Here is an 18,720-nt window from a genome sequence, read left to right as displayed (position 1 = left end):
GCGGCTACCCGGTATTCCATCGGCAAAACCCGGCACGACAGTAATTAACCGACTTCTTGCCTCTAACGGGTGAAAGCGGCGAACATCCGTCGACCCGGTTATCGCAACGCCGGGGCGGTGGCCGGGCCGGCGGCCGAGTCGCGGACCCGCTCGTAGAGTTCGACGTAGCGCTCAGCCATGATCGTCGGGGTGAACCGGCTGCCGGCCTCCCGGCGGCACTCCCGCTCGTCCAGGTCGCCGACCTGCCACACCAGGTCGGCGAGGCCCTCCTCGTCGTCGGCGAGCAGCCCGGTCCGGCCGTGCTCCACCAGCTCGGGCAGGCAGCCACGGCCGATCGCCAGCACCGGGGTGCCGAGCGCCAGCGACTCGATCACCGCCGTGCCGCCCGGCTCCTCCCAGCAGAGCGGGAAGAGGCTGGCCCGGGCCGCTGCCACCAGGTCGTCCCGGGCGGCACCGGCCACCGTGCCGATCCAGCGCACCCGGTCGCCGTCCACCAGCGGCGCGACCTGCTCGCGCCAGTACCGCACGTCCGGGTTCTGCCCCGCCTCCGGCCCGGCGGCGGCCAGCTCCTCGGGCCGCCGGTACGGCCCGACCGGTCCGGCCAGCACCAGGTCGAAACCGGCCCGGTGGGCCAGCCGGGCCCCGACGTGCTGCCCCTTCCCGGGAGTGATCCGGCCGAGGATCACCTGGTGGCCGGACTTGCGCACCGGCGGCCGGCGCGCGGCGTGCACGGCCAGCGGGGTGGCCAGGTGTACGTGTCCGACCGAGTGGTCGCGCAGTGCCCGCGGTGCCCGGCCGAGCTGCGCCGCCGACACGCCGTTGACCCGTACCCGGTCCCCGCCGTCGAGACAGCCGTAGAGGTCCGGGTGCTTGCCGAGGTCCCAGTGCAGGGTGTGCAGCGCCGGGCCGCCGTCCGGGCCCATCGCGGCCAGGACGGCCAGCCCGACCGCCTCGACGTGGTCGTGCACCAGGTCGATGTCGTCCCGCTCGCGCAGCGCCCGGACCACCCCGAACAGGTGCGCCTGCGAGATCCCGCACACCTGGTTGTAGGGCCGTTGCAGCGCCCCGAACTGGCCGTCGGGAAAGACCGAGAGCAATTCGTCGACCGGCAGCGTGGCGTCGCCGGTCGAGGCGAGCACCACCCGCACGCCGAGTCGGCGCAGCTCCGGTACCAGCGTGGCGACGACGTTCTCGATCCCGCCGTACCCGGGTGGCGGCACCGGCAGCCACGGGCCGGCGTTCATCAGCACGGTCAGGCCCATCCGTCCTCCCCGAACCTGTCCGGGCCGCCGCGGCCGGTCGCGGCGGCGCACCCGGTCATACCGGCGCGCGCCCGGCGGAGGACCGCAGCTCCGCCAGCGGTGGGCGTTCCCGGACGGAGACGTCGCTGACCACCACCTGCCGGTCCAGGTTGGGCAGCGCGCTGCTGCCGTCCCGGCGGAACTGCACCAGCAGGTTCCCCGGCGGCGCGGTCTCCTCGACCAGGCCCCGCTGGCAGAGCCGCCGCCAGACGGTGTGCATGATCTGCCCGGACATCCGGCCGAGCGCCTCGGTGTCCTGGTGCCGGTGCAGCCGCTCGCCGAGGTCGACCTGGGCGAGGGCGTCCAGGCCGCAGAGTTCCAGCAGGTCGATGAGCATCGCCGTCTCGACGCCGTAGCCGGAGACGAAGGGCACCCGTTCCAGGACGTCCCGGCGGCCGGCGTACTCCCCGGCCAGCGGCTGGACGAATCCGGCCAGCTCCGGCCAGAAGAGGTTGAACAGCGGGCGGGCCACCAGCTCGGTGACCCGGCCGCCGCCCTCCGCCTCCACGCCGCCGCCACCGACCAGCGGGCGGTGGTAGAACCCCTTCACGAACGCCACGGACGGGTCGCTGAGCAGCGGACCGAGCAGACCGGTGACGAAGTGCGGCTGGAACTCGCGCAGGTCGGCGTCGACGAAGGCGACCAGGTCTCCGGTGGAGGCGGCCAGCCCGGCCCAGAGCGCGTCACCCTTGCCGTCCAGCCGGGGCAGTCCCCGGGTCATCTCGTCCTGGCTGACCACCCGGGCCCCGGCCGCCGCCGCCACCCGGGCGGTGCCGTCCCTGGACCGGGAGTCGACCACCACCAGCTCGTCGACCAGTTCGACCTGCTCGACCAGGCAGGCCCGGATCGCCGCCACGATGGCGCCGACGGTGGTCTCCTCGTCGCGGGCCGGGATGACCACGCTCACCGTGCGATCACCCTTCAGGTACGCCAGCTGCCGTGCCGTCCACTGGTCGGCCACCCCGGTCCGTTGGGTGGACCACTCCTCCAGCGCCGGTGACACGGGTGAACGCGAGCGCGGCATGCGACGACCTCCCACTGCCTCGACCGGCGCCCGACAGGCCCGGTGCAGCCCCACAGCCTTCCCCGCCGCCACCGGCTCAACCGTCCGCGGGCCGGTCCGACCAGCGGCCCGGCGGCCCCGCGCCCGGAGCACCGGAGGGGACGGCCCGACGGCGGAGGACCACTCCGCTCGCAATCCGCCCATCCGGGCACACTCGGGCGGTACGGACATCGGGCCAGCCGACCCGGCCGGGAGCGGGCGCGGCGCGCCCGGCCGGGCCGCACATTGCCGGAGAGTTCGCGTACCGTTGCGCGTCATGGGTGTGTCGCAACGGTTGAAGACCAGGGTCCGGCGTTTCCTCCAGCGTCCGGGCACCACAGTTGATCTGGCGCCGCTGGAGAAGCTGCTGCCCACGATCGAGGCGCGCGAGGAGGAACTCACCGAGCTGGACGACGCCGAGCTGACCGAGGCGGCCGGCAGGGCCGAGGACTTCGTCGAGATCTGCGCGGTGGGCCGCGAGGCCGCTCGGCGCGGTCTCGACCAGCGGCCGTACGACGTGCAGCTGCTCGGCGTCATGTCGCTGCTGGCCGGCAAGGTCGCCGAGATGGCCACCGGTGAGGGCAAGACGCTCACCGCGGCGATCGCGGCGTACGGGCACGTCCGCCGGGGCAACGGGCCGGTGCACGTGCTCACCGTCAACGACTACCTGGCCCGCCGGGACGCCGAGTGGATGGAGCCGGTGTACCGGCTGCTCGGTCTCCGCGTCGGCTGGGTGACCGAGGCGTCCACCCGCGAGGACCGCCAGGCGGCGTACGCCTGCGACGTCACCTACGTCTCGGTGAGCGAGGCCGGCTTCGACTTCCTCCGCGACCAGCTTGTCACCGACATCGACGACCGGGTGCAGCCCCCGCTGACCACGGCGATCGTGGACGAGGCGGACTCCATCCTGATCGACGAGGCCCGGGTGCCGATGGTGCTGGCCGGCGCGGTGCCGGGCGAGCAGGACCCGGTGCACCAGGCCGCCTCGGTGGTCCGCGGGCTGCGCTCCGGACGGCACTACACGGTGGCCGACGACGGCCGCAGCGTCGCCTTCACCGACGCCGGCCTGGCCGAGGTCGAGTCCCGGCTCGGCGGCGTCGACCTCTACGACGACGAGCACGTCGAGCAGCTCTCCGCGGTGAACGTCGCCCTGCACGCGCACGCCCTGCTGCACCGCGACGTCGACTACATCGTCCGCAACGACGGCGTCGAGCTGATCGACGAGATGCGCGGCCGGGTCGCCCAGCGCCGCCGCTGGCCGGACGGGCTCCAGGCGGCCGTGGAGGCGAAGGAGGGGCTGGACGCCACCGCCGAGGGTGAGGTGCTGGGCACCATCACCGTGCAGGCGTACGTCGCGCTCTACCGGACCGTCTGCGGGATGACCGCGACCGCGGTGCTCGTCGGCGACCAGCTGCGGGAGTTCTTCTCGCTCGAGGTCGCGGTGATCCCGTCGAACACCCCCTGCATCCGGATCGACGACCCGGACCGGATCTACGCCACCCGGGGCGAGAAGGAAGAGGCGCTGATCGAGGAGATCCGGGAGCAGCACGAGTCCGGCCGTCCGGTGCTGGTCGGCACCCTGGACGTGAAGGAGTCGGAGCGGCTCGCCGAGGCGCTGCGCGAGGCGGGGGTACCGAACACGGTGCTGAACGCCAAGAACGACGCCGAGGAGGCGGCGATCATCGCCGAGGCCGGCAAGTTCGGCGCGGTGACCGTCTCCACCCAGATGGCCGGCCGGGGTGTGGACATCCGGCTGGGCGGCAGCGACCAGGCCGACCGGGACCGGGTCGCCGAACTCGGCGGCCTCTTCGTGATCGGCAGTGGCCGGCACGACAGCCGGCGGGTCGACGACCAGCTCCGGGGGCGGGCCGGCCGGCAGGGCGACCCCGGGCGCTCGGTCTTCTTCGTCAGCCTGGAGGACGACCTCGTCGTCCGGCACGCCCCGGACGCGATCCCGCCGTCGCCGCGGATGAACGCCGACGGTCTGGTCACCGACGAGCAGGTCGACTTCGCCGTCGAGCACTCCCAGCGGATCGCCGAGGGCGTCAACCACGAGATCCACCGCAACACCTGGCGGTACAGCGTGGTGATCGAGCAGCAGCGCAAGGCGCTGGCCGAGCGGCGGGAGCGGCTGCTCACCAGCGAGGTGGCGGCGCAGATGCTCACCGAGCGCTTCCCGGAGCGGGCCAAGGAGATGGACGAGGAGCTGCTCTCCCGGGTCGCCCGGTCGATCGCCCTCTACCACCTCGACCGGCTCTGGGCACACCACCTGGCCGAACTCTCCGAGGTGCGCGAGGGTGTGCACCTGCGGGCACTGGGCCGGCTCGACCCGCTCGACGAGTTCCACCGCTCGGCGGTGCCGGCGTTCAACGCGCTGGTGCCGGAGATCGAGACCCGCACGGTGGAGACCTTCGAGGAGAACGAGTTCGACGACGACTGGCAGCCGGGCGAGGGCGAGCTGGCCCGACCGAGTGCCACCTGGACCTATCTGGTGCACGACAACCCGTTCGGCTCGGAACTCGACCGCCTGATCGCCGCCGTCGGACGCCGGCTCGGCTCCGGCCCGCGCTGATCGGGTGACCGCACCGGAAGCCCGGGGTTGATCGTCGGAAGGCTGACGACAACCCCGGGCCGGGCGGGATCGTTCTCTTCCTGGAACGGGTGGTTTGTCCACCCGGCGCTCGGGTAGTAGCGCAGGTCCGTACCGGCGGGGGTTCGGTAAGGCGGGGGAGAGGCGACGATGGCAGAGGCGAGGGCGCGAACCGGACGTACCGCGGCGACCGCGGTGGTGGAGGTTTCGGAGCGGTGCTGAGGCTGAGGACGACGACGGAGCCGTCGACCGAGGCCCCGGGCGTGCTGGAGACCGCCGCCCTGCTCCGCGAAGTGACTGCCGGACTGATCGCCAGCGACGACTTCGACGCCGCGCTGGACCGGCTGGTACGTACCGTCCGGGACGCGATCCCGGAGGTGACCTGGTGCGGGGTCACCGTACTGCGGGCCGGCGCGCCGGCCTCGGTCGCGGGTTCGGAGCCCCGGCTCGGCGACCTCGACGACCTGCGGCACGGCGACGACGCGCCGGCGATGACGGCGATCCGCTCCCGGGAACTGGTCTGGTCGGCGGACCTGCGCACCGAGACCCGCTGGCGGCCGTGGACCGTCCGGGCGCTGGATCTCGGCGTACGCGGGGTGCTCGCCGTACCGGTGGACGTCGACGAGCACGTGGTCGGGTCGATCAACCTGTACGCCCGGGAGCCCGGGGTGCTGACCGCCAGTCAACAGCTCACCGCGATGCTGCTCGCCGAACACGCCGGGCTGCTGCTCGGCGCCGTCCGGGACCGCTCCCGGCAGGCAGGTGACGCCGACCCGACCGGGACGCTCACGGCCGGGCAGGTCGTCGACCAGGCGGTCGGGGTTATCATGACCCAACGTGGCTGTCCGGCCACGGAGGCGCTTCGGGTGTTGCGCTCCGCCTCGGCCGCGCTCGGCATCCCGCTTCGGGACGTGGCCGAGCGGCTGGTCACCTCGGTGGCCCGGCGGCACGCCACCTGACCCTCCACCGTGGCCCGTGACCTGCGGTGCGCCGTTTCGGCGGGATGGCCCGGGGGTAGCACGCTGGAGGCTGGTCCAGGAGCGAGACCGGGGAGGCGTCACCATGCAGAGCCGCCTGCGGGTGCACGGGCATCCGATCCAGCCGATGCTGGTGACCTTCCCGTTCGGGTTGTTCGTCTGCGCCACCGTCTTCGACCTGGCCGACGTACTCGGTGGTCCGGTCTTCCTGGGACTTGTCGGCTACTGGACGACGGTGGCGGCGCTTGTCGCGGCCGGGCTCGCGACGGCGGCCGGCATGGTCGACCTGTGGGACGTGCCCGGCGATCCGACCCGGCGTACCGCCGTGATCTTCAACCTGCTCAACGGCGCCGTGGCGGTGCTCTTCGTCTTCGCCTGCCTGATCCGTTCCGGCCTGCCGGACCACGGGGCGACCGTCGGCCTGCTCGTGGTCGAGGTGCTCGGTCTGCTGCTCGGCGCGGCCGGGGTACGTCTCGGTGCCAGTCTGGTCCGGCAGTTCGACCAGGGGCGCGGCGAACCGACCACGTTCGACGGTTTCGGCCCGCCCGCGACCTCGGTGGCCGGCGGGTTCGGTCGACGCCGTCGCGGCTGAGTTCCCTGCTCCGGCGCCGGCCGGTCAGGGGTGTCCGGCGGACCGGTGTTCGGCGAGCAGGTCGGCGCCGAAGTCGCTGCGCGGGCGCCGGAGCACCGTGTGTGCGTGGTTGCCCTCCTCGCTGGTGTTGTCGTACTCGATGAGCAGGTCCTCGCCCTGGATCCGGTAGTAGTGCCGCCCACCGGGCCTGGTCGAGCCCTCCCAGGCGAAGTAGAGGTCGCCCCGGGCCACCCGGGCGGACTCCTGTCTGGACAGTTCGGGCGGGAAGCGGTCCAGGTAGAGCGCGACGAGCTGGTCGAGCATCGCCCGGCCGGTCGGCCCGAGCGTGCCACGCCGCAGCCCGAGCGGTTCGATCCGGCTGTCGAACCGGGCCCGGGTGCCGCTGCGGATGTCGGCGGGGGCCCGGTCGGCGACCACCGCCGTGCCCCGGCCGTCCGGACCGATGGCGTCGAGCAGCGCACGGGCCAGGTCCTCCTCGGGGGCCAGCGGCCGGCTGACCGGTCGGCCCGCGTAGCCCACGGCCGCCGGATTGGCGCCCAGGAAGACCGGTGCCGGGGAGACGCGGTCGCCCGCGACGGTCATCGTCACCGACAGGTGGTGTCCCTCGAACCGCCAGGACCAGTGGTCGTCCCGGGCCGGATCGCCGAAGACCACCACCCGGTAGTCGTCGCTGCGCCGGCCCCGCCGCCACTCCTCCTGCCGGTCGAGTACCTCCTCCAGGGCCATGATGGTGGCCGCCTGCGCGTACGCGTGTGGGCTCAGCGCGGTGGCCAGCAGCCGGTGCGTCGCCTTGCGGCCGGTCGGGTCGAGGTCGGCCAGGCAGGCCCCGGGCCGGGGCAGCGGCCGGTACTCGATCCAGCGCCGGTCGGCGGAGTCGGCGAACGGGCGGGCGGCCAGCGTCCGGGCCGGCCCCGGTAGCGCGTCCAGGAGTGCGGTGGCGGCGGCCCGCATCTGTCCGGCCAGCGTGGTGTTGCGCATCTCCTCTGTATACCGGCCGTCGGCCGGCGCCGTCGGCCGGCGCCGTCGGCCGGTCCGCGCGGTGCTGCCGGTCGGTCGCCGATCCAGCCTGAAGGCCGTTCTCGGCGGGCTTGTCCAGGCGTTACTGGCTCGTTAAGTGCCTTGTGGACCGGGCCCCGTCGGAGGATGATCGGAAGAAGTTCCTTGATCGTTAATGTTGTGACTCAGGTCACATCGACGTACACCCGTTCCAAGTAAGGTGTGCACAACCGTCAACCCCTTTCGAAGGGTGCCGCCAGATGTTCCGACTCTCCCCACAAGGGCCGCGGCGACTCCGGATCGTCGGGCTTGCCGCCCTCTCCCTCCTGGTGGCGAGCGTTGCCGTCGCTCCGGCAAGCAACGCCCAACCAGTAGCCGCGACGAGCAAGACCACATCGGACGTCGCCGCACCACCGGGCGTGGACGAGATCTCCAGCAGCCCCAACCTCCGCCAGATCGCCAACATCCCGAAGCAGGGCACCTTCGCCGCCGAGAGCGCGCTCGGCTCCGACCTCGCCTTCCAGGGCCGGTACGCCTTCGCCGGCAACTACGAGGGCTTCGTCATCTACGACGTCAGGAACCCCGCCCGGCCGACGATCGTCTCCCAGGTGCAGTGCTCGGGATCGCAGAACGACATCTCGGTCTACGGCGACCTGCTGTTCCTCTCCACCGACTCGCCGCGCAGCGACGACTCGTGCGCCAGCACCGGCGTCTCCAGCAGCGCGACGGTGTGGGAGGGCATGAAGATCTTCGACATCAGGGACAAGCGCAACCCCCGCTACATCAAGTCGGTCCAGACCGCCTGCGGCTCGCACACCCACACCCTGGTGCCGAGCAAGGACAAGAAGTCGGTCTACATCTACGTGGCGTCTTACGGCCCGTCGAACACCTACGCCGGCTGCGCACCGCCGCACGACTCGATCTCGATCATCAAGGTGCCGCTGAAGAAGCCGACCCAGGCCGCGATCGTGGCCGTGCCCAACCTCTTCCCGGACGGCGGCAACCCAGGCGGCAACGGCAGCTCGACCACCAGCGGCTGCCACGACATCACCGTCTACCCGAGCAAGGACCTGGCCGCCGGTGCCTGCATGGGTGACGGCATCCTGATGAACATCGCCGACCGCGAGGCCCCCCGGGTGATCAACCGGGTACGCGACACGGTGAACTTCTCGTTCTGGCACTCGGCGACGTTCAACAACACCGGCAGCAAGGTGGTCTTCACCGACGAGCTGGGCGGCGGCTCCGGTGCGACCTGCCTCGAGACCATCGCCCCGACCCGGGGCGCGAACGCCATCTACGACATCGCCGGCCGGGGCGACGGCCGCAACCTGGTCTTCAAGAGCTACTACAAGATCCCCCGGCTGAACACCACCCTGGAGAACTGCGTCGCGCACAACGGGTCGCTGATCCCGGTGCTCGGGCGGGACATCATGGTCCAGGCGTGGTACCAGGGCGGCGTCTCGGTGTTCGACTTCACCGACTCGGCCCGGCCGGTCGAGATCGCCTACTGGGAGCGCGGGCCGCTCTCCACCGACCGCCGGATCACCGGCGGCTCGTGGTCGGCGTACTGGTACAACGGCCACATCTACTCCAGCGACATCCAGAAGGGCCTGGACGTACTGGAACTGCGCGACTGGCGGATCTGGTCGGCGTACCTGACCCGGTTCAAGGAGCTGAACGTGCAGAGCCAGCCCAGCTTCCTGGGCAGCAACTGGTAACAGCCACCGCCGCGACCCAGCGGCACCGGGCGGCCCGGTTCTCCCTGTTCGGGGGGACCGGGCCGCTCCTTGCACGCCCCGCCCGTGATAGCTTGCCCGACCGGTGTGCGGAAGGGAGGGCCGGTGCGGGACGGCATCTACGTCGGGCAGGCTGGCGCCGACGGTGCGGACAACGGCGGCTGGCTGCTCGGCCACTTCATGCCGCCCGGTCTGGACGTCCGGCACAGTGCCGAGGTGGAGGTCAAGTGGGGCGTGCACCCGGCCGGCGACACCCGGGCCGAGTGGGTGACGGGGGAGCGGCGTACCGCCCTGCTGGTGTTGGTCTCCGGTCGGTTCCACGTCGAGCTGCGGGACCGTACGGTCGTGCTGACCGAACCCGGAGACTACGTGGTCTGGGGACCGGGTGTCGACCACTCCTGGCTGGCCCCGGAGCCGGCGGTGGTGCTCACCGTCCGCTGGCCGTCGGTGGCCGGCTACCGGGTGGCCGCCGGCCATCCCGGCAGCTGACCAGTCGAAGCCGCAGCTGAGCGGATTTTGCCGGCTCCGGTCCGGCGGCGAGGATGGGCCGATGAACCAGGACGCCGCGGCGGTACGCCGGCTCGACCTCGGCTACCTCGTCCGGTCGGCGGTCGAGGCGGGCGAACCGCACCCCCGGGTCGAGCCGGCCTACGGCTACCTGGTCCGGCGCCCCGAAGGGCTGCTGCTCTTCGACACCGGGATCGGCGAGGTGGACCCGGGGACCGAGGCGCGCTACCGCCCGGTCCGCCGGCCGGTGCTGGCCGCGCTCGCCGCCGCCGGGGTCGGTCCGGACGAGATATCCCTGGTGGTCAACTGCCACCTGCACTTCGACCACTGTGGCGGCAACCCGGCACTGGCCGGACGCCCGGTCGTGGTGCAGCGGGCCGAGCTCGCGGTGGCCCGGGAGCCCGGACACACCATCCCGGAGCTTGTCGACTTCCCGGCCGTCCGCTACGAAGAACTGGACGGCGAGGCCGAACTCTGGCCCGGGGTGTGGATCGTCCCCACCCCCGGACACACCGTCGGGCACCAGTCCCTGGTGGTGCGCCAGCCGGACGGCACGGTGATCCTGGCCGGTCAGGCGCACGACTTCGCCTTCCAGTTCGGCTCGGCCCGACTCGCGCTGCGGGCGGCCCGGGACGGCGTGGCCGAGCCGCTGCCGCCGGTGCCGGAATGGCTGCCCCGGCTGCTCGACCTCGACCCGGCCCGGGTGCTCTTCGCGCACGACGGAGCGGTCTGGGAACCCTCGTCCCGCCGGAACGCCGGACCGTCCGGCGACGGAATCCGCTGACAGCGCAAACCGTTGCCCGGCGACGGCGGCTGGTCGAGGCTGGATCGCGGCACGTGCCTCGGGGGAGCACGTGCCTCGGCGGAGCACGTGCCTCGGGGAAGCACGTGCCTCGGGGGAGCGCGCACGCCGGGAAGCACGTGCCTCGGCGGAGCGCGCCCCGTCGGAGGAACACGTGCGTCGGGGAAACACGTGCCTCGGGTGGGACGACGGTGGAGGAGGGTCGGATGCCGGACGAGGAATCCCGGATCGAGGCGCTGCGTACGGCCGAGCGGCGGCTACAGGCCGCCCAGCTCGCCTCGGACGTGACCGAGCTGGACCGCCTGATCGACGAGCGGCTCGTCTTCACCGGCCCGGACGGACGGCTCTACGGCAAGCAGGACGACCTGCGGGTGCACCGCAGCGGTGAGCAGACGCTTACCGAGGTCACCGAGGAGGAGCTGGCCGTCCTGGTCGACGGGGACACCGGAATCAGCTGGTTTCTCGGCACCCTGGCGGGGACGCTGGCCGGCACGCCGTTCACCGCCCGGGTCCGGTACACCCGGACCTGGATCCACGCCGACGGCGGGTGGCGGCTGCTGGCGGCGCACGTCAGCTCGGTCTGACCCGGCTCCGACGGGCGGCGTGTACCGGGGCTCACCGGGGCGGCCCGGGCCCACCGGTCACATCCCCGGTTCCCCGGGTGTCACCCCGGTAGACCCGCGCGATCGGCGCTGGGCCTCCGGGAGCGGACTCCCGGCCGGACGGACCTGGAGAAGACGATGACTACCTCACCTGTTCTGGTCACCGGCGGCACCGGCACCCTCGGCCGCCTCGTCGTACCGCTGCTGAGGGCGAGCGGCCGCCAGGTGCGGGTGCTCAGCCGGCGGGCCCGGCCGGACGGTGGCGGCGTCGAGTACCTGACCGGCGACCTGCTCAAGGGAGAGGGGATGGGGCCGGCGGTGGACGGTGCCGAGACCGTCCTGAACCTGGCGGGCGGGCCGAAGGGCGACGACGTGGCGACCGGGCATCTGGTCCGGGCGGCTTCCCGGGCCGGTGTCCGGCACCTGGTGCACATCTCGGTGGTGGGGGCGGACAGCGTCCCGCTGGGCTTCCTGCGGACCCAGTTGGCGGCCGAGCGGGCGGTCGCCGCGGGCACGGTGCCGTGGACGGTGCTGCGGGCCGCACAGTTCCACGACTTCGTGCTGAACCTGGTGCGTACCCTGACGAAGCTGCCGGTGCTGCCGGCCCCCGGCGGGATGCGCCTCCAGCCGGTCGACGCCCGCGACGTGGCGGCCCGGCTGGTCGACCTGGCGCTCGCCGCGCCCGCCGGCCGGGTCCCCGACCTGGTCGGCCCGACCGTGTACGGGGTGGCCGAGCTGTCCCGGAGCTACCTGCGGGCCACCGGGAGTCGCCGGCCGGTGCTGCCGGTCCGGATTCCGGGGCGGGCCGGCCGGGCCTACCGGGCCGGTGCCAACCTGAGCCTGGACGGGGCGACGGTGGGCAAGCGCACCTGGGAGGAGTTCCTCGCCGAGCGCCTGGCACAGCGGCGCTGAGCCGCTCCGGGTCTGCCGGGTGCCGGCGGCTCGCCGGGTCTGCCGGCGCCGGCGACTCGCCGAACCCGGCGGCTAACCGCTCGAATCCGGCGGGCGCGGCTGCCGCCGTACGCTTGGCGGTCGTGGAGCATTGTGACGAGTGCGGGTTCGACTATTCCTCGGTGCCGGCGGAGGCGCTGCCGGACCGGCTCCGCGGCTTCGGGCCGCGCTATTCCGCCGGACTCGGTGCGGCCCGGGACCCGCGACGGCGCCCGGCCGAGCGGGTCTGGTCGCCGCTGGAGTACACCTGCCACGTCCGGGACGTCTTCCGGGTGCAGCGGCAACGGCTGGCCCTGGCGCTGGCCGTCGAGGAACCGGAGTTCACCCCGATGGGCCGCGACGAGCGGGCGGTCACGGAGGCGTACAACGAGCAGGATCCGGCGGTGGTGCTCGACGAACTCGACTCCGCCGCCGGTGAGCTGGCCGACGCCTTCGACCGGCTCGGCCCGGCGGAGCTGGACCGAACCGGAAGTTATCCGTTTCCCGAGCCGCAGGTCCGGACGATGTTGTGGGTGGGCCGGCACACCGTGCACGAGGGCGAGCACCACCTGCTCGACATCAGCCGCGGCGGCTGAGGCGTCGGCCGGGATCAGGCGTACAGGTAGTTCCTCGTCCAGTAGGAGGCGGCGAGGAACTCGCGCCCACAGCCGTGACAGGGCGCGGCGCGCCCCTCGTCGGCGAACTCGAAGACGTTGTGCACGCCCAGCACGGTGTCCCGGAGGAGTCGCTCGTCGTGCACCCGGTGCTCGACGGCGTACGCGACGATGTCCATCGCGGTCGGCGTGCGACCGCAGGCGCAGGTGGACCGGCCTGACGCGGGGATGACCGAGAATTCGGTGACGGACCCGAGCGGCAACCGCAGCAGACCCTCGACGTACCGGAGTTCCTCGGCCGGTGTCCGCACGACCGGTTCCTGGTGCGGTAGAAGGGCCATGACCCGCCGCATCTCCTCGTCACCGAGCCTGATTCCCGTCCGGGCGCCGCTGCTGCGGTATTCGTCCTTCAGCGCCTGAACAGACGTCCCGTCCATCGGCTCATCCTTCCGAGGCGGCTCGTCAAGGAGCCGCGCGGTATCGACCTTCCGCCCGAGTCAAGCACAGTGCCGGCTCGTCCTCTGACTTTTCGGTTACCAGAGCAAGATCATCAGCTTAAAGCCAGTCTGTCGTTATTGCCAAAGCTTTGCAACTCTGCCACCGTGATCACCCGAGGCCGTCGACAACCTGGCACGGGTGGGCGATCAGGCCGTCGCGTCCGCCGCCGACCTGCCCGGGAGAGTTCCGTGATCCGGTTCCGTCCGACCGTCCGACGACTGGTGGCGGTGGCCGCCGCCGGTGGCCTGCTCGCCGTCTCGGCCTGCTCGTCACCGACGACCCCCGGAGCGCCGGCGACCGGCGACACCCTCGTGCTGGCCACCGCCGGCGAGCCGGACACGCTGAACCCGGTGCTCAACTACGGTGTCGACGGCGCTTCGCTGATCTTCGACGGCCTGGTCGCCCGGGACGCGCAGAACCGGCTGGTGCCCGGCCTCGCGACGGAGCTGCCGACGGTATCGACCGACGGCCGGACGGTGACCGCCAGGCTCCGCCCCGGGGTGCTGTTCCACGACGGTACGCCGCTCACCGCCGACGACGTCGTCTTCACCTACCGGGCCGTGCTGGACCCGCAGGTGGACTCGACGCTCCGGTCCGACCTGGAGATGCTGCGATCGGTCGAGGCGACCGACCCGGCCACGGTGGTGTTCCGGCTCCGGCACGCGTACGCGCCGTTCCTGCAACGGCTCACCCTCGGCATCGTGCCGGCAAAGGCGTTGAGCGGGCAGGACGTCAACAAGGCCGGGTTCAACCGGAAGCCGGTCGGCACCGGGCCGTACCGGGTGGAGTCCTGGACCCCGGGCGACCGGCTGGTGCTCACCGCCAACGACGGCTACTTCGGCAGCCGGCCGACCAACCGGCGGCTGGTGGTGGCGTTCGTCGCCGACGACAACATCCGGGCCCAGCGGATGCGGGCCGGCGAGTTCGACGCCGCCGAACTGGCGCCGAAACTCGCCGCCGGATTCGACGGCAGCCCCGGTTACCGGGTCGAGCGGGTGCCGACCGCCGACTACCGGGGCGTGATGCTGCCGATGGGCAACCCGGTCACCGCCGACCCGGCGATCCGGCGGGCGCTCAACCTCGCCGTCGACCGGGCCGCGATGGTCTCCGGGGTACTCGGCGGTGCCGGCGAACCGGCTTACGGCCCCGTCCCGCCCAGCTCCGAGTATGCCGAGCCGTCCGTCGCCGGCAAGCCGACCGCCGACCCGACCGCCGCCACCGCGCTGCTCGACGCCGCCGGCTGGGCGCCCGGTGCGGGCGGCATCCGGGCCCGGGACGGCCGCCCGGCCCGGTTCACCCTGATGTACCCGGCCAGCGACAGCCTGCGCAAGGAGCTGGCACTGGCGGTCACCGCCGACGCCAGGAAGGTCGGCATCGAGATCACCCCCGAGGGCCTCACCTGGGACGCGATCGACCCCCGGCTCAACTCCGACGCCCTGGTCATGGGGTACGGCACCCCGTACGACCCGGACTTCGTCTCCTACAAGCTCTTCGGCTCCCGGTTCGCCGGGCAGGGCTACTTCAACCCCGGACACTACCGGTCGAGCGTGGTGGACCAGGCGTTGCAGCAGGGGCGGGAGCAGTCCGACCCGGCCCGGCGCAAGGAGGCGTACGCGACGTTCCAGAAGCAGCTCGCCGCCGACGTGCCGTGGGTGTACCTGACCTATCTGAAGCACACCTACGTGCTGCGGGACTCGATCGACGGCGTGGCGCCCCGGGTCGAGGCGCACGAGCACGACGTCGCGAACAGCATCTGGTGGAACGTGAACACCTGGACCCGGCGGTGACCCGGACGACCCCGGACCGGAGCCGCCGCCGGCACCGGCTGGCCGGCGCGGGTGCGGTGGTCCGGCGCCGGCTGCTGGTCGCGGTACCGGTGCTCGTCGCCACCAGCGTCGGCATGTTCGCCCTCGGCGCCGCCTCCCCGATCGACCCGGCCAAGCAGTACGCCGGAGCCGCCGCGTTCACCACCAGCGAGGAGAACCTGGCACAGATCCGGGCCAACTGGGGAGTCGACGATCCGCTGCCGGTGCAGTACCTGCGCTGGGTCGGCAACCTGCTCCGGGGCGACCTGGGCTGGTCGACGAGTCGACACGAGGCGGTCGGCTCGGTTGTCGCGGGCCGGGCCGGCTGGACGTTGCTGCTGGTCGGGGCGGCGCTCGGCGTCGTACTCGTGGCGAGTCTGCTGCTCGGGTCGCTGGCCGCGTACCGCCGGGGTGGGCTTTTCGACCGTGCCCTGCGGGCGGCGGCCTACGCCGTGCAGTCGATGCCGGTCTTCTGGATCGGCCTGGCCGCCATCGCCCTCTTCGCGCTGGCCCTGGGCTGGTTGCCGGCCGGCGGGTTGACCGACGTGACCGCCACCGGCACCTCGTGGAGCGACGTCGCGCACCACCTGGTGCTGCCGGTCGGCGTGCTGGCGATCTCCCAGGCCCCGTGGTTCGTGCTCTTCGTCCGGGACGCGGTCGCGGACAGCCTCCGCGACGACCACGTGCTCGCCGCCCGAGCCCGGGGCCTGCCCGGCCGCACGGTGCTGTTCGGGCACGCCCTGCGCACCGGGCTGCTGCCCTTCCTCACCCTGGTCGGCACCCACCTGCCGGAACTCGTCGGCGGCGCGGTACTCGTCGAGACCGTCTTCTCGCTGCCCGGACTCGGCGCGGTCACCGTGCAGGCCGCGCTCGGCAGCGACTTCCCGCTGCTGGCCGCGATCACCCTGCTGACCACCGTCGTGGTGCTGGCCGCGAACCTCGCCGCCGACCTCGGCTACGCCGCCGCCGATCCCCGGGTACGCCTCGATGCCTGAACTGACCCGCCCCGGCTCCGGCAGCGCCCGCCCCGGCTCCGACAGCGCCCGCCCCGGCTCCGACAGCGCCCGCCCCGGCCCCGGCAGCGCCCGCCCTCGTCCCGACGGTACTCGGGCGGGTACGCGTCCCCGCCTCGCCGGCTGGCGGCCCCGGTTGCGCCTTGGCACCGGCCGGGCCGGCGTCCTCGTGGCCGGCACCGTGCTGCTGGCGGCGGTCGCCGCCTGCCTGCTCGCCCCGCTGCTCTGGCCGCTGGACCAGAGCGCCGTCGCGCTCGACCGGACCCGCCTGGCGCCGTCCTGGACCCATCCGGCCGGCACCGACGACCTCGGCCGGGACGTCGCGCACCGGGCCCTCTACGGGCTGCGGGTCTCGCTGCTCGTCGGCGCGGTCGCCGCGTTGGTGGCCACCGTGATCGGCGGCGTCGTCGGCGGGATCGCCGGCACCGTCGGCGGCCGGGTCGACCGGGTACTGATGCGGATCGTGGACACCGTCGCCGCCCTGCCGCACCTGCTGCTCGGCATCTTCATCGTCGCGATGCTCCGGCCGAGCCTCGGTGCGGTGATCGCCTCGATCGGGCTCACCCACTGGCTCTCCACCGCCCGGGTCGTCCGGTCCGAGTTGCTGAGCCTGCGGACCCGGCCGTTCGTCGACGCGGCCGTCAACGGCGGCGCCAGCCGGCTGCGGGTGCTGACCCGGCACCTGCTGCCGCACGTACTGCCCCGGCTGGCGCTGGCCGTCACGCTGATGATCCCGCACGCCGTCTGGCACGAGACCGCGCTCTCCTTCCTCGGTCTCGGCCTGCCACCGCACCTCGCCTCGCTGGGCAACATGATCAACGACGGGCAGGGCTCGCTGCTCGCCGGTGCCTGGTGGGCGAGTCTCGCCCCGGGGGCGGTGATCGTGCTTGTCACCCTGGCCATCGCGGTGGTCGCCGCACGCTGGCGGGACCGCCTCGATCCCCGCGTCCGGGCGGAGTTGCAACTGTGAGCACCGACGCGGCCACCACCGCCCCGACCGGCCGGCCCGGCGCCGCCGCCCCGGTGCTCGACGTCGACGGGCTCACCGTCCGGTTCCGGCTCCGGGACGCGACCGTGCACGCCGTCACCGACCTGCACCTGCGCATCCGCCCCGGTGAGCTGCTGGCCGTGGTCGGCGAGTCCGGCTGCGGCAAGTCGGTACTGGCACACGCCCTGCTCGGCCTGCTGCCCCGGAACGCCACAGTCACCGGGCAGGCCCGGCTGCACCCGCCCGGCGCCCCGACGGCCGTGGGCGGGCCGGTCGAGTTGGTCGGCTGCGGCGAACGGACGCTCGCCACCCGGGTACGCGGTCGGCTCGTCGGGCTGGTGCCGCAGAGTCCGGCCACCGCCCTCAACCCGGTGCGTACCGGGCGGCGACTGGTCGAGGAGACACTCCGGGCGCACGGGCATCCCCGGACCGGGGCGGTGGCCGGGGCGGAACGCATCGCCGCCGAGGTCGGACTCGACGCCGCCGACCTGGACCGGTATCCGCACGAACTTTCCGGCGGCATGGCGCAACGCCTGGTCACCGCGCTCGCCCTCGCCCCGGACCCGACCCTGCTGATCGCCGACGAACCCACCAGCGGGCTGGACCGGCCGCTTGTCGCACACACCCTCGACGTGCTGCGCCGCAGGTGCGACAGCGGAAAGTCCGTCATGCTGATCACCCACGACCTCGCCGCCGCCGAACGGGTCGCCGACACCGTGGCGGTGATGTACGCCAGCCGCGTCGTCGAGCACCGGCCCGCCGAACGGTTCTTCACCGCACCCGCCCACCCGTACGGCGCCGCGCTGCTCGACGCACTGCCGGATCGCGCCTTCCGGGCCGTACCCGGACATCCGCCGATGCTCACCGCCCTGCCGGAGGGCTGCGCCTTCGCCGCCCGCTGCGGGTACGCCACCGATGCCTGCCAGCGGCAACCCCCGCTGACGGCGCACGGGACGGGGTACGACGGCGGGATGGTCGCCTGCCACCACCCGGTCACCACCGGGGGCGGGTCGTGAGCGGCGCACCGGAGCAGCTCGGCGCCGAAGGGATCACCGCCGGGTACCGCCGGCAGGTGGTCCTCGACGGGGTGGAGCTGAGCGTCGGACGAGGTGAGACGGTCGGACTGCGTGGACCGTCCGGCGGTGGAAAGTCCACTCTGGTCCGGGTGCTCGCTCTGCTGCACCGTCCGGACCGGGGTCGGGTGACGCTCGACGGTATCCCGGTCAGCGGCACCAGGTACGCGGTGCCGGTCGCCGTGCGTACCCGGATCGCCGTGCTCTTCCAGAGCCCCCGGGCCGCCGCCGACCCACGGCTGAGCCTGACCGACCTGATCGCCGAACCGCTCCGGGCCACCCGGCACCCCGACGACGGGATCCGTCGGCGGGTCGCCGAACTCGCCGACCTGGTCGGACTCACCCCCGACCTGCTGGGCCGGCGACCGCACGCGGTGAGCGACGGCCAGCTCCAGCGCGCATGTCTCGCCCGGGCCCTCACACACCGCCCCGACTACCTGCTCTGCGACGAGGCCACCGCGATGCTCGACGCCTCCACCCAGGCACACGTCGCCGCCGTGATCACCGAATACCAGCGGACCCACCGGGCCGGCGTCCTGCTCGTCACGCACGACCCGGCCCTGATGACCCGGTGGGCGGACCGGGTCGTCGAGCTGCCGGTCCACGGTCGAGGGTGACGTTTCCGGTCACGCCGGTCCACGCCAGACGGTCATC

The 18,720-nt window shown here is 73.1% G+C and carries 18 protein-coding genes; 14 read left to right on the top strand and 4 right to left on the bottom strand.

Translation table 11 applies throughout. The annotated features are described in order from the left end of the window. Nucleotides 1-98: 98 nt before the first annotated feature. Together ACN28A_RS32070 and ACN28A_RS32065 are read right to left on the bottom strand one after the other, a co-directional pair. Entirely contained in the window at nucleotides 99-1,262 is a 1,164-nt protein-coding gene (locus tag ACN28A_RS32070) for a glycosyltransferase (protein WP_421401705.1), read from the bottom strand. A 55-nt stretch (nucleotides 1,263-1,317) separates the two neighbouring features. After that, nucleotides 1,318-2,325: a glucosyl-3-phosphoglycerate synthase gene (locus ACN28A_RS32065; RefSeq protein WP_421401703.1), complete on the bottom strand. Its 1,008-nt coding sequence runs from the start codon at nucleotides 2,323-2,325 to the stop codon at nucleotides 1,318-1,320. A 295-nt stretch (nucleotides 2,326-2,620) separates the two neighbouring features. Here ACN28A_RS32065 and secA2 point away from each other — a divergent pair, with 295 nt between their 5' ends. The 3 genes from secA2 (at nucleotide 2,621) to ACN28A_RS32050 (ending at nucleotide 6,502) form a co-directional block, all read left to right on the top strand. Beyond that, nucleotides 2,621-4,915: an accessory Sec system translocase SecA2 gene (gene secA2 / locus ACN28A_RS32060; protein ID WP_421401700.1), complete on the top strand. Its 2,295-nt coding sequence runs from the start codon at nucleotides 2,621-2,623 to the stop codon at nucleotides 4,913-4,915. 242 nt (nucleotides 4,916-5,157) lie between these two features. Continuing rightward, the gene (locus tag ACN28A_RS32055) at nucleotides 5,158-5,892 is read left to right on the top strand and encodes a GAF and ANTAR domain-containing protein (RefSeq protein ID WP_421404750.1); all 735 of its coding nucleotides are present in this window, start codon (nucleotides 5,158-5,160) and stop codon (nucleotides 5,890-5,892) included. Nucleotides 5,893-5,995: 103 nt separating this feature from the next. Next, on the top strand, nucleotides 5,996-6,502 hold the full coding sequence (locus ACN28A_RS32050) for a DUF2231 domain-containing protein (RefSeq protein ID WP_421401698.1): 507 nt from the start codon (nucleotides 5,996-5,998) through the stop codon (nucleotides 6,500-6,502). 24 nt (nucleotides 6,503-6,526) lie between these two features. On the opposite strand, the gene ACN28A_RS32045 is transcribed toward ACN28A_RS32050, so the two are convergent. After that, nucleotides 6,527-7,480, bottom strand: a complete 954-nt coding sequence (locus ACN28A_RS32045; protein WP_421401696.1) for a DUF3500 domain-containing protein — start codon at nucleotides 7,478-7,480, stop codon at nucleotides 6,527-6,529. Nucleotides 7,481-7,758: 278 nt separating this feature from the next. Between ACN28A_RS32045 and ACN28A_RS32040 the strand changes: the two genes are divergently transcribed. From ACN28A_RS32040 to ACN28A_RS32015, 6 genes are all read left to right on the top strand, one after another. Next, entirely contained in the window at nucleotides 7,759-9,216 is a 1,458-nt protein-coding gene (locus tag ACN28A_RS32040) for an LVIVD repeat-containing protein (protein ID WP_421401694.1), read from the top strand. Nucleotides 9,217-9,339: 123 nt separating this feature from the next. After that, complete coding sequence (locus ACN28A_RS32035) at nucleotides 9,340-9,723, top strand: signal peptidase I (protein WP_421401691.1); 384 nt, start codon at nucleotides 9,340-9,342, stop codon at nucleotides 9,721-9,723. 61 nt (nucleotides 9,724-9,784) lie between these two features. Beyond that, nucleotides 9,785-10,525 (top strand): MBL fold metallo-hydrolase, encoded by a 741-nt coding sequence (locus ACN28A_RS32030; protein ID WP_421401690.1) that lies wholly within the window; start codon nucleotides 9,785-9,787, stop codon nucleotides 10,523-10,525. Nucleotides 10,526-10,749: 224 nt separating this feature from the next. Further along, entirely contained in the window at nucleotides 10,750-11,127 is a 378-nt protein-coding gene (locus ACN28A_RS32025) for a nuclear transport factor 2 family protein (RefSeq protein ID WP_421401687.1), read from the top strand. 156 nt (nucleotides 11,128-11,283) lie between these two features. Continuing rightward, the gene (locus ACN28A_RS32020) at nucleotides 11,284-12,057 is read left to right on the top strand and encodes an SDR family oxidoreductase (RefSeq protein ID WP_421401685.1); all 774 of its coding nucleotides are present in this window, start codon (nucleotides 11,284-11,286) and stop codon (nucleotides 12,055-12,057) included. 122 nt (nucleotides 12,058-12,179) lie between these two features. Further along, nucleotides 12,180-12,671, top strand: a complete 492-nt coding sequence (locus tag ACN28A_RS32015) for a DinB family protein (RefSeq protein WP_421401682.1) — start codon at nucleotides 12,180-12,182, stop codon at nucleotides 12,669-12,671. 14 nt (nucleotides 12,672-12,685) lie between these two features. On the opposite strand, the gene ACN28A_RS32010 is transcribed toward ACN28A_RS32015, so the two are convergent. Beyond that, nucleotides 12,686-13,126: a hypothetical protein gene (locus ACN28A_RS32010; RefSeq protein ID WP_421401680.1), complete on the bottom strand. Its 441-nt coding sequence runs from the start codon at nucleotides 13,124-13,126 to the stop codon at nucleotides 12,686-12,688. A gap of 249 nt (nucleotides 13,127-13,375) precedes the next feature. Here ACN28A_RS32010 and ACN28A_RS32005 point away from each other — a divergent pair, with 249 nt between their 5' ends. Genes ACN28A_RS32005 through ACN28A_RS31985 form a run of 5 tightly spaced genes read left to right on the top strand, consistent with a single transcriptional unit; the run spans nucleotide 13,376 to nucleotide 18,683 of the window. Beyond that, complete coding sequence (locus ACN28A_RS32005; protein WP_421401679.1) at nucleotides 13,376-14,974, top strand: ABC transporter substrate-binding protein; 1,599 nt, start codon at nucleotides 13,376-13,378, stop codon at nucleotides 14,972-14,974. Then, nucleotides 14,944-15,987: an ABC transporter permease gene (locus ACN28A_RS32000; RefSeq protein WP_421401677.1), complete on the top strand. Its 1,044-nt coding sequence runs from the start codon at nucleotides 14,944-14,946 to the stop codon at nucleotides 15,985-15,987. The genes ACN28A_RS32005 and ACN28A_RS32000 overlap by 31 nt, the downstream gene beginning before the upstream one ends. Further along, a complete protein-coding gene (locus ACN28A_RS31995; protein ID WP_421401675.1) occupies nucleotides 15,980-16,975 on the top strand; it encodes an ABC transporter permease subunit in 996 nt (331 codons plus the stop codon). Before ACN28A_RS32000 ends, ACN28A_RS31995 begins: the two co-directional genes overlap by 8 nt. Beyond that, nucleotides 16,972-18,009, top strand: a complete 1,038-nt coding sequence (locus ACN28A_RS31990) for an ABC transporter ATP-binding protein (protein WP_421401674.1) — start codon at nucleotides 16,972-16,974, stop codon at nucleotides 18,007-18,009. The genes ACN28A_RS31995 and ACN28A_RS31990 overlap by 4 nt, the downstream gene beginning before the upstream one ends. Beyond that, the gene (locus ACN28A_RS31985) at nucleotides 18,006-18,683 is read left to right on the top strand and encodes an ABC transporter ATP-binding protein (protein ID WP_421401671.1); all 678 of its coding nucleotides are present in this window, start codon (nucleotides 18,006-18,008) and stop codon (nucleotides 18,681-18,683) included. The genes ACN28A_RS31990 and ACN28A_RS31985 overlap by 4 nt, the downstream gene beginning before the upstream one ends. Nucleotides 18,684-18,720: the final 37 nt, after the last annotated feature.

Origin of the sequence: Plantactinospora sp. WMMB782, assembly GCF_049179135.1 — a bacterium.
Classification (GTDB): Bacteria; Actinomycetota; Actinomycetes; order Mycobacteriales; family Micromonosporaceae; genus Plantactinospora.
The sequence above is the reverse complement of the archived record's forward strand: the minus strand, read 5'-3'. Positions and strand labels throughout refer to the sequence as shown.

Bases quoted from the DNA above. Each gene is read 5' to 3' on its own strand.
- ACN28A_RS32045 (WP_421401696.1), bottom strand. From the start codon at position 7,480: ATGCGCAACACCACGCTGGCCGGACAGATGCGGGCCGCCGCCACCGCA.
- ACN28A_RS32065 (WP_421401703.1), bottom strand. From the start codon at position 2,325: ATGCCGCGCTCGCGTTCACCCGTGTCACCGGCGCTGGAGGAGTGGTCC.
- ACN28A_RS32050 (WP_421401698.1), top strand. From the start codon at position 5,996: ATGCAGAGCCGCCTGCGGGTGCACGGGCATCCGATCCAGCCGATGCTG.
- secA2 (WP_421401700.1), top strand. From the start codon at position 2,621: ATGGGTGTGTCGCAACGGTTGAAGACCAGGGTCCGGCGTTTCCTCCAG.
- ACN28A_RS32025 (WP_421401687.1), top strand. From the start codon at position 10,750: ATGCCGGACGAGGAATCCCGGATCGAGGCGCTGCGTACGGCCGAGCGG.
- ACN28A_RS32010 (WP_421401680.1), bottom strand. From the start codon at position 13,126: ATGGACGGGACGTCTGTTCAGGCGCTGAAGGACGAATACCGCAGCAGC.
- ACN28A_RS32040 (WP_421401694.1), top strand. From the start codon at position 7,759: ATGTTCCGACTCTCCCCACAAGGGCCGCGGCGACTCCGGATCGTCGGG.
- ACN28A_RS32030 (WP_421401690.1), top strand. From the start codon at position 9,785: ATGAACCAGGACGCCGCGGCGGTACGCCGGCTCGACCTCGGCTACCTC.
- ACN28A_RS32020 (WP_421401685.1), top strand. From the start codon at position 11,284: ATGACTACCTCACCTGTTCTGGTCACCGGCGGCACCGGCACCCTCGGC.
- ACN28A_RS31995 (WP_421401675.1), top strand. From the start codon at position 15,980: ATGCCTGAACTGACCCGCCCCGGCTCCGGCAGCGCCCGCCCCGGCTCC.
- ACN28A_RS32070 (WP_421401705.1), bottom strand. From the start codon at position 1,262: ATGGGCCTGACCGTGCTGATGAACGCCGGCCCGTGGCTGCCGGTGCCG.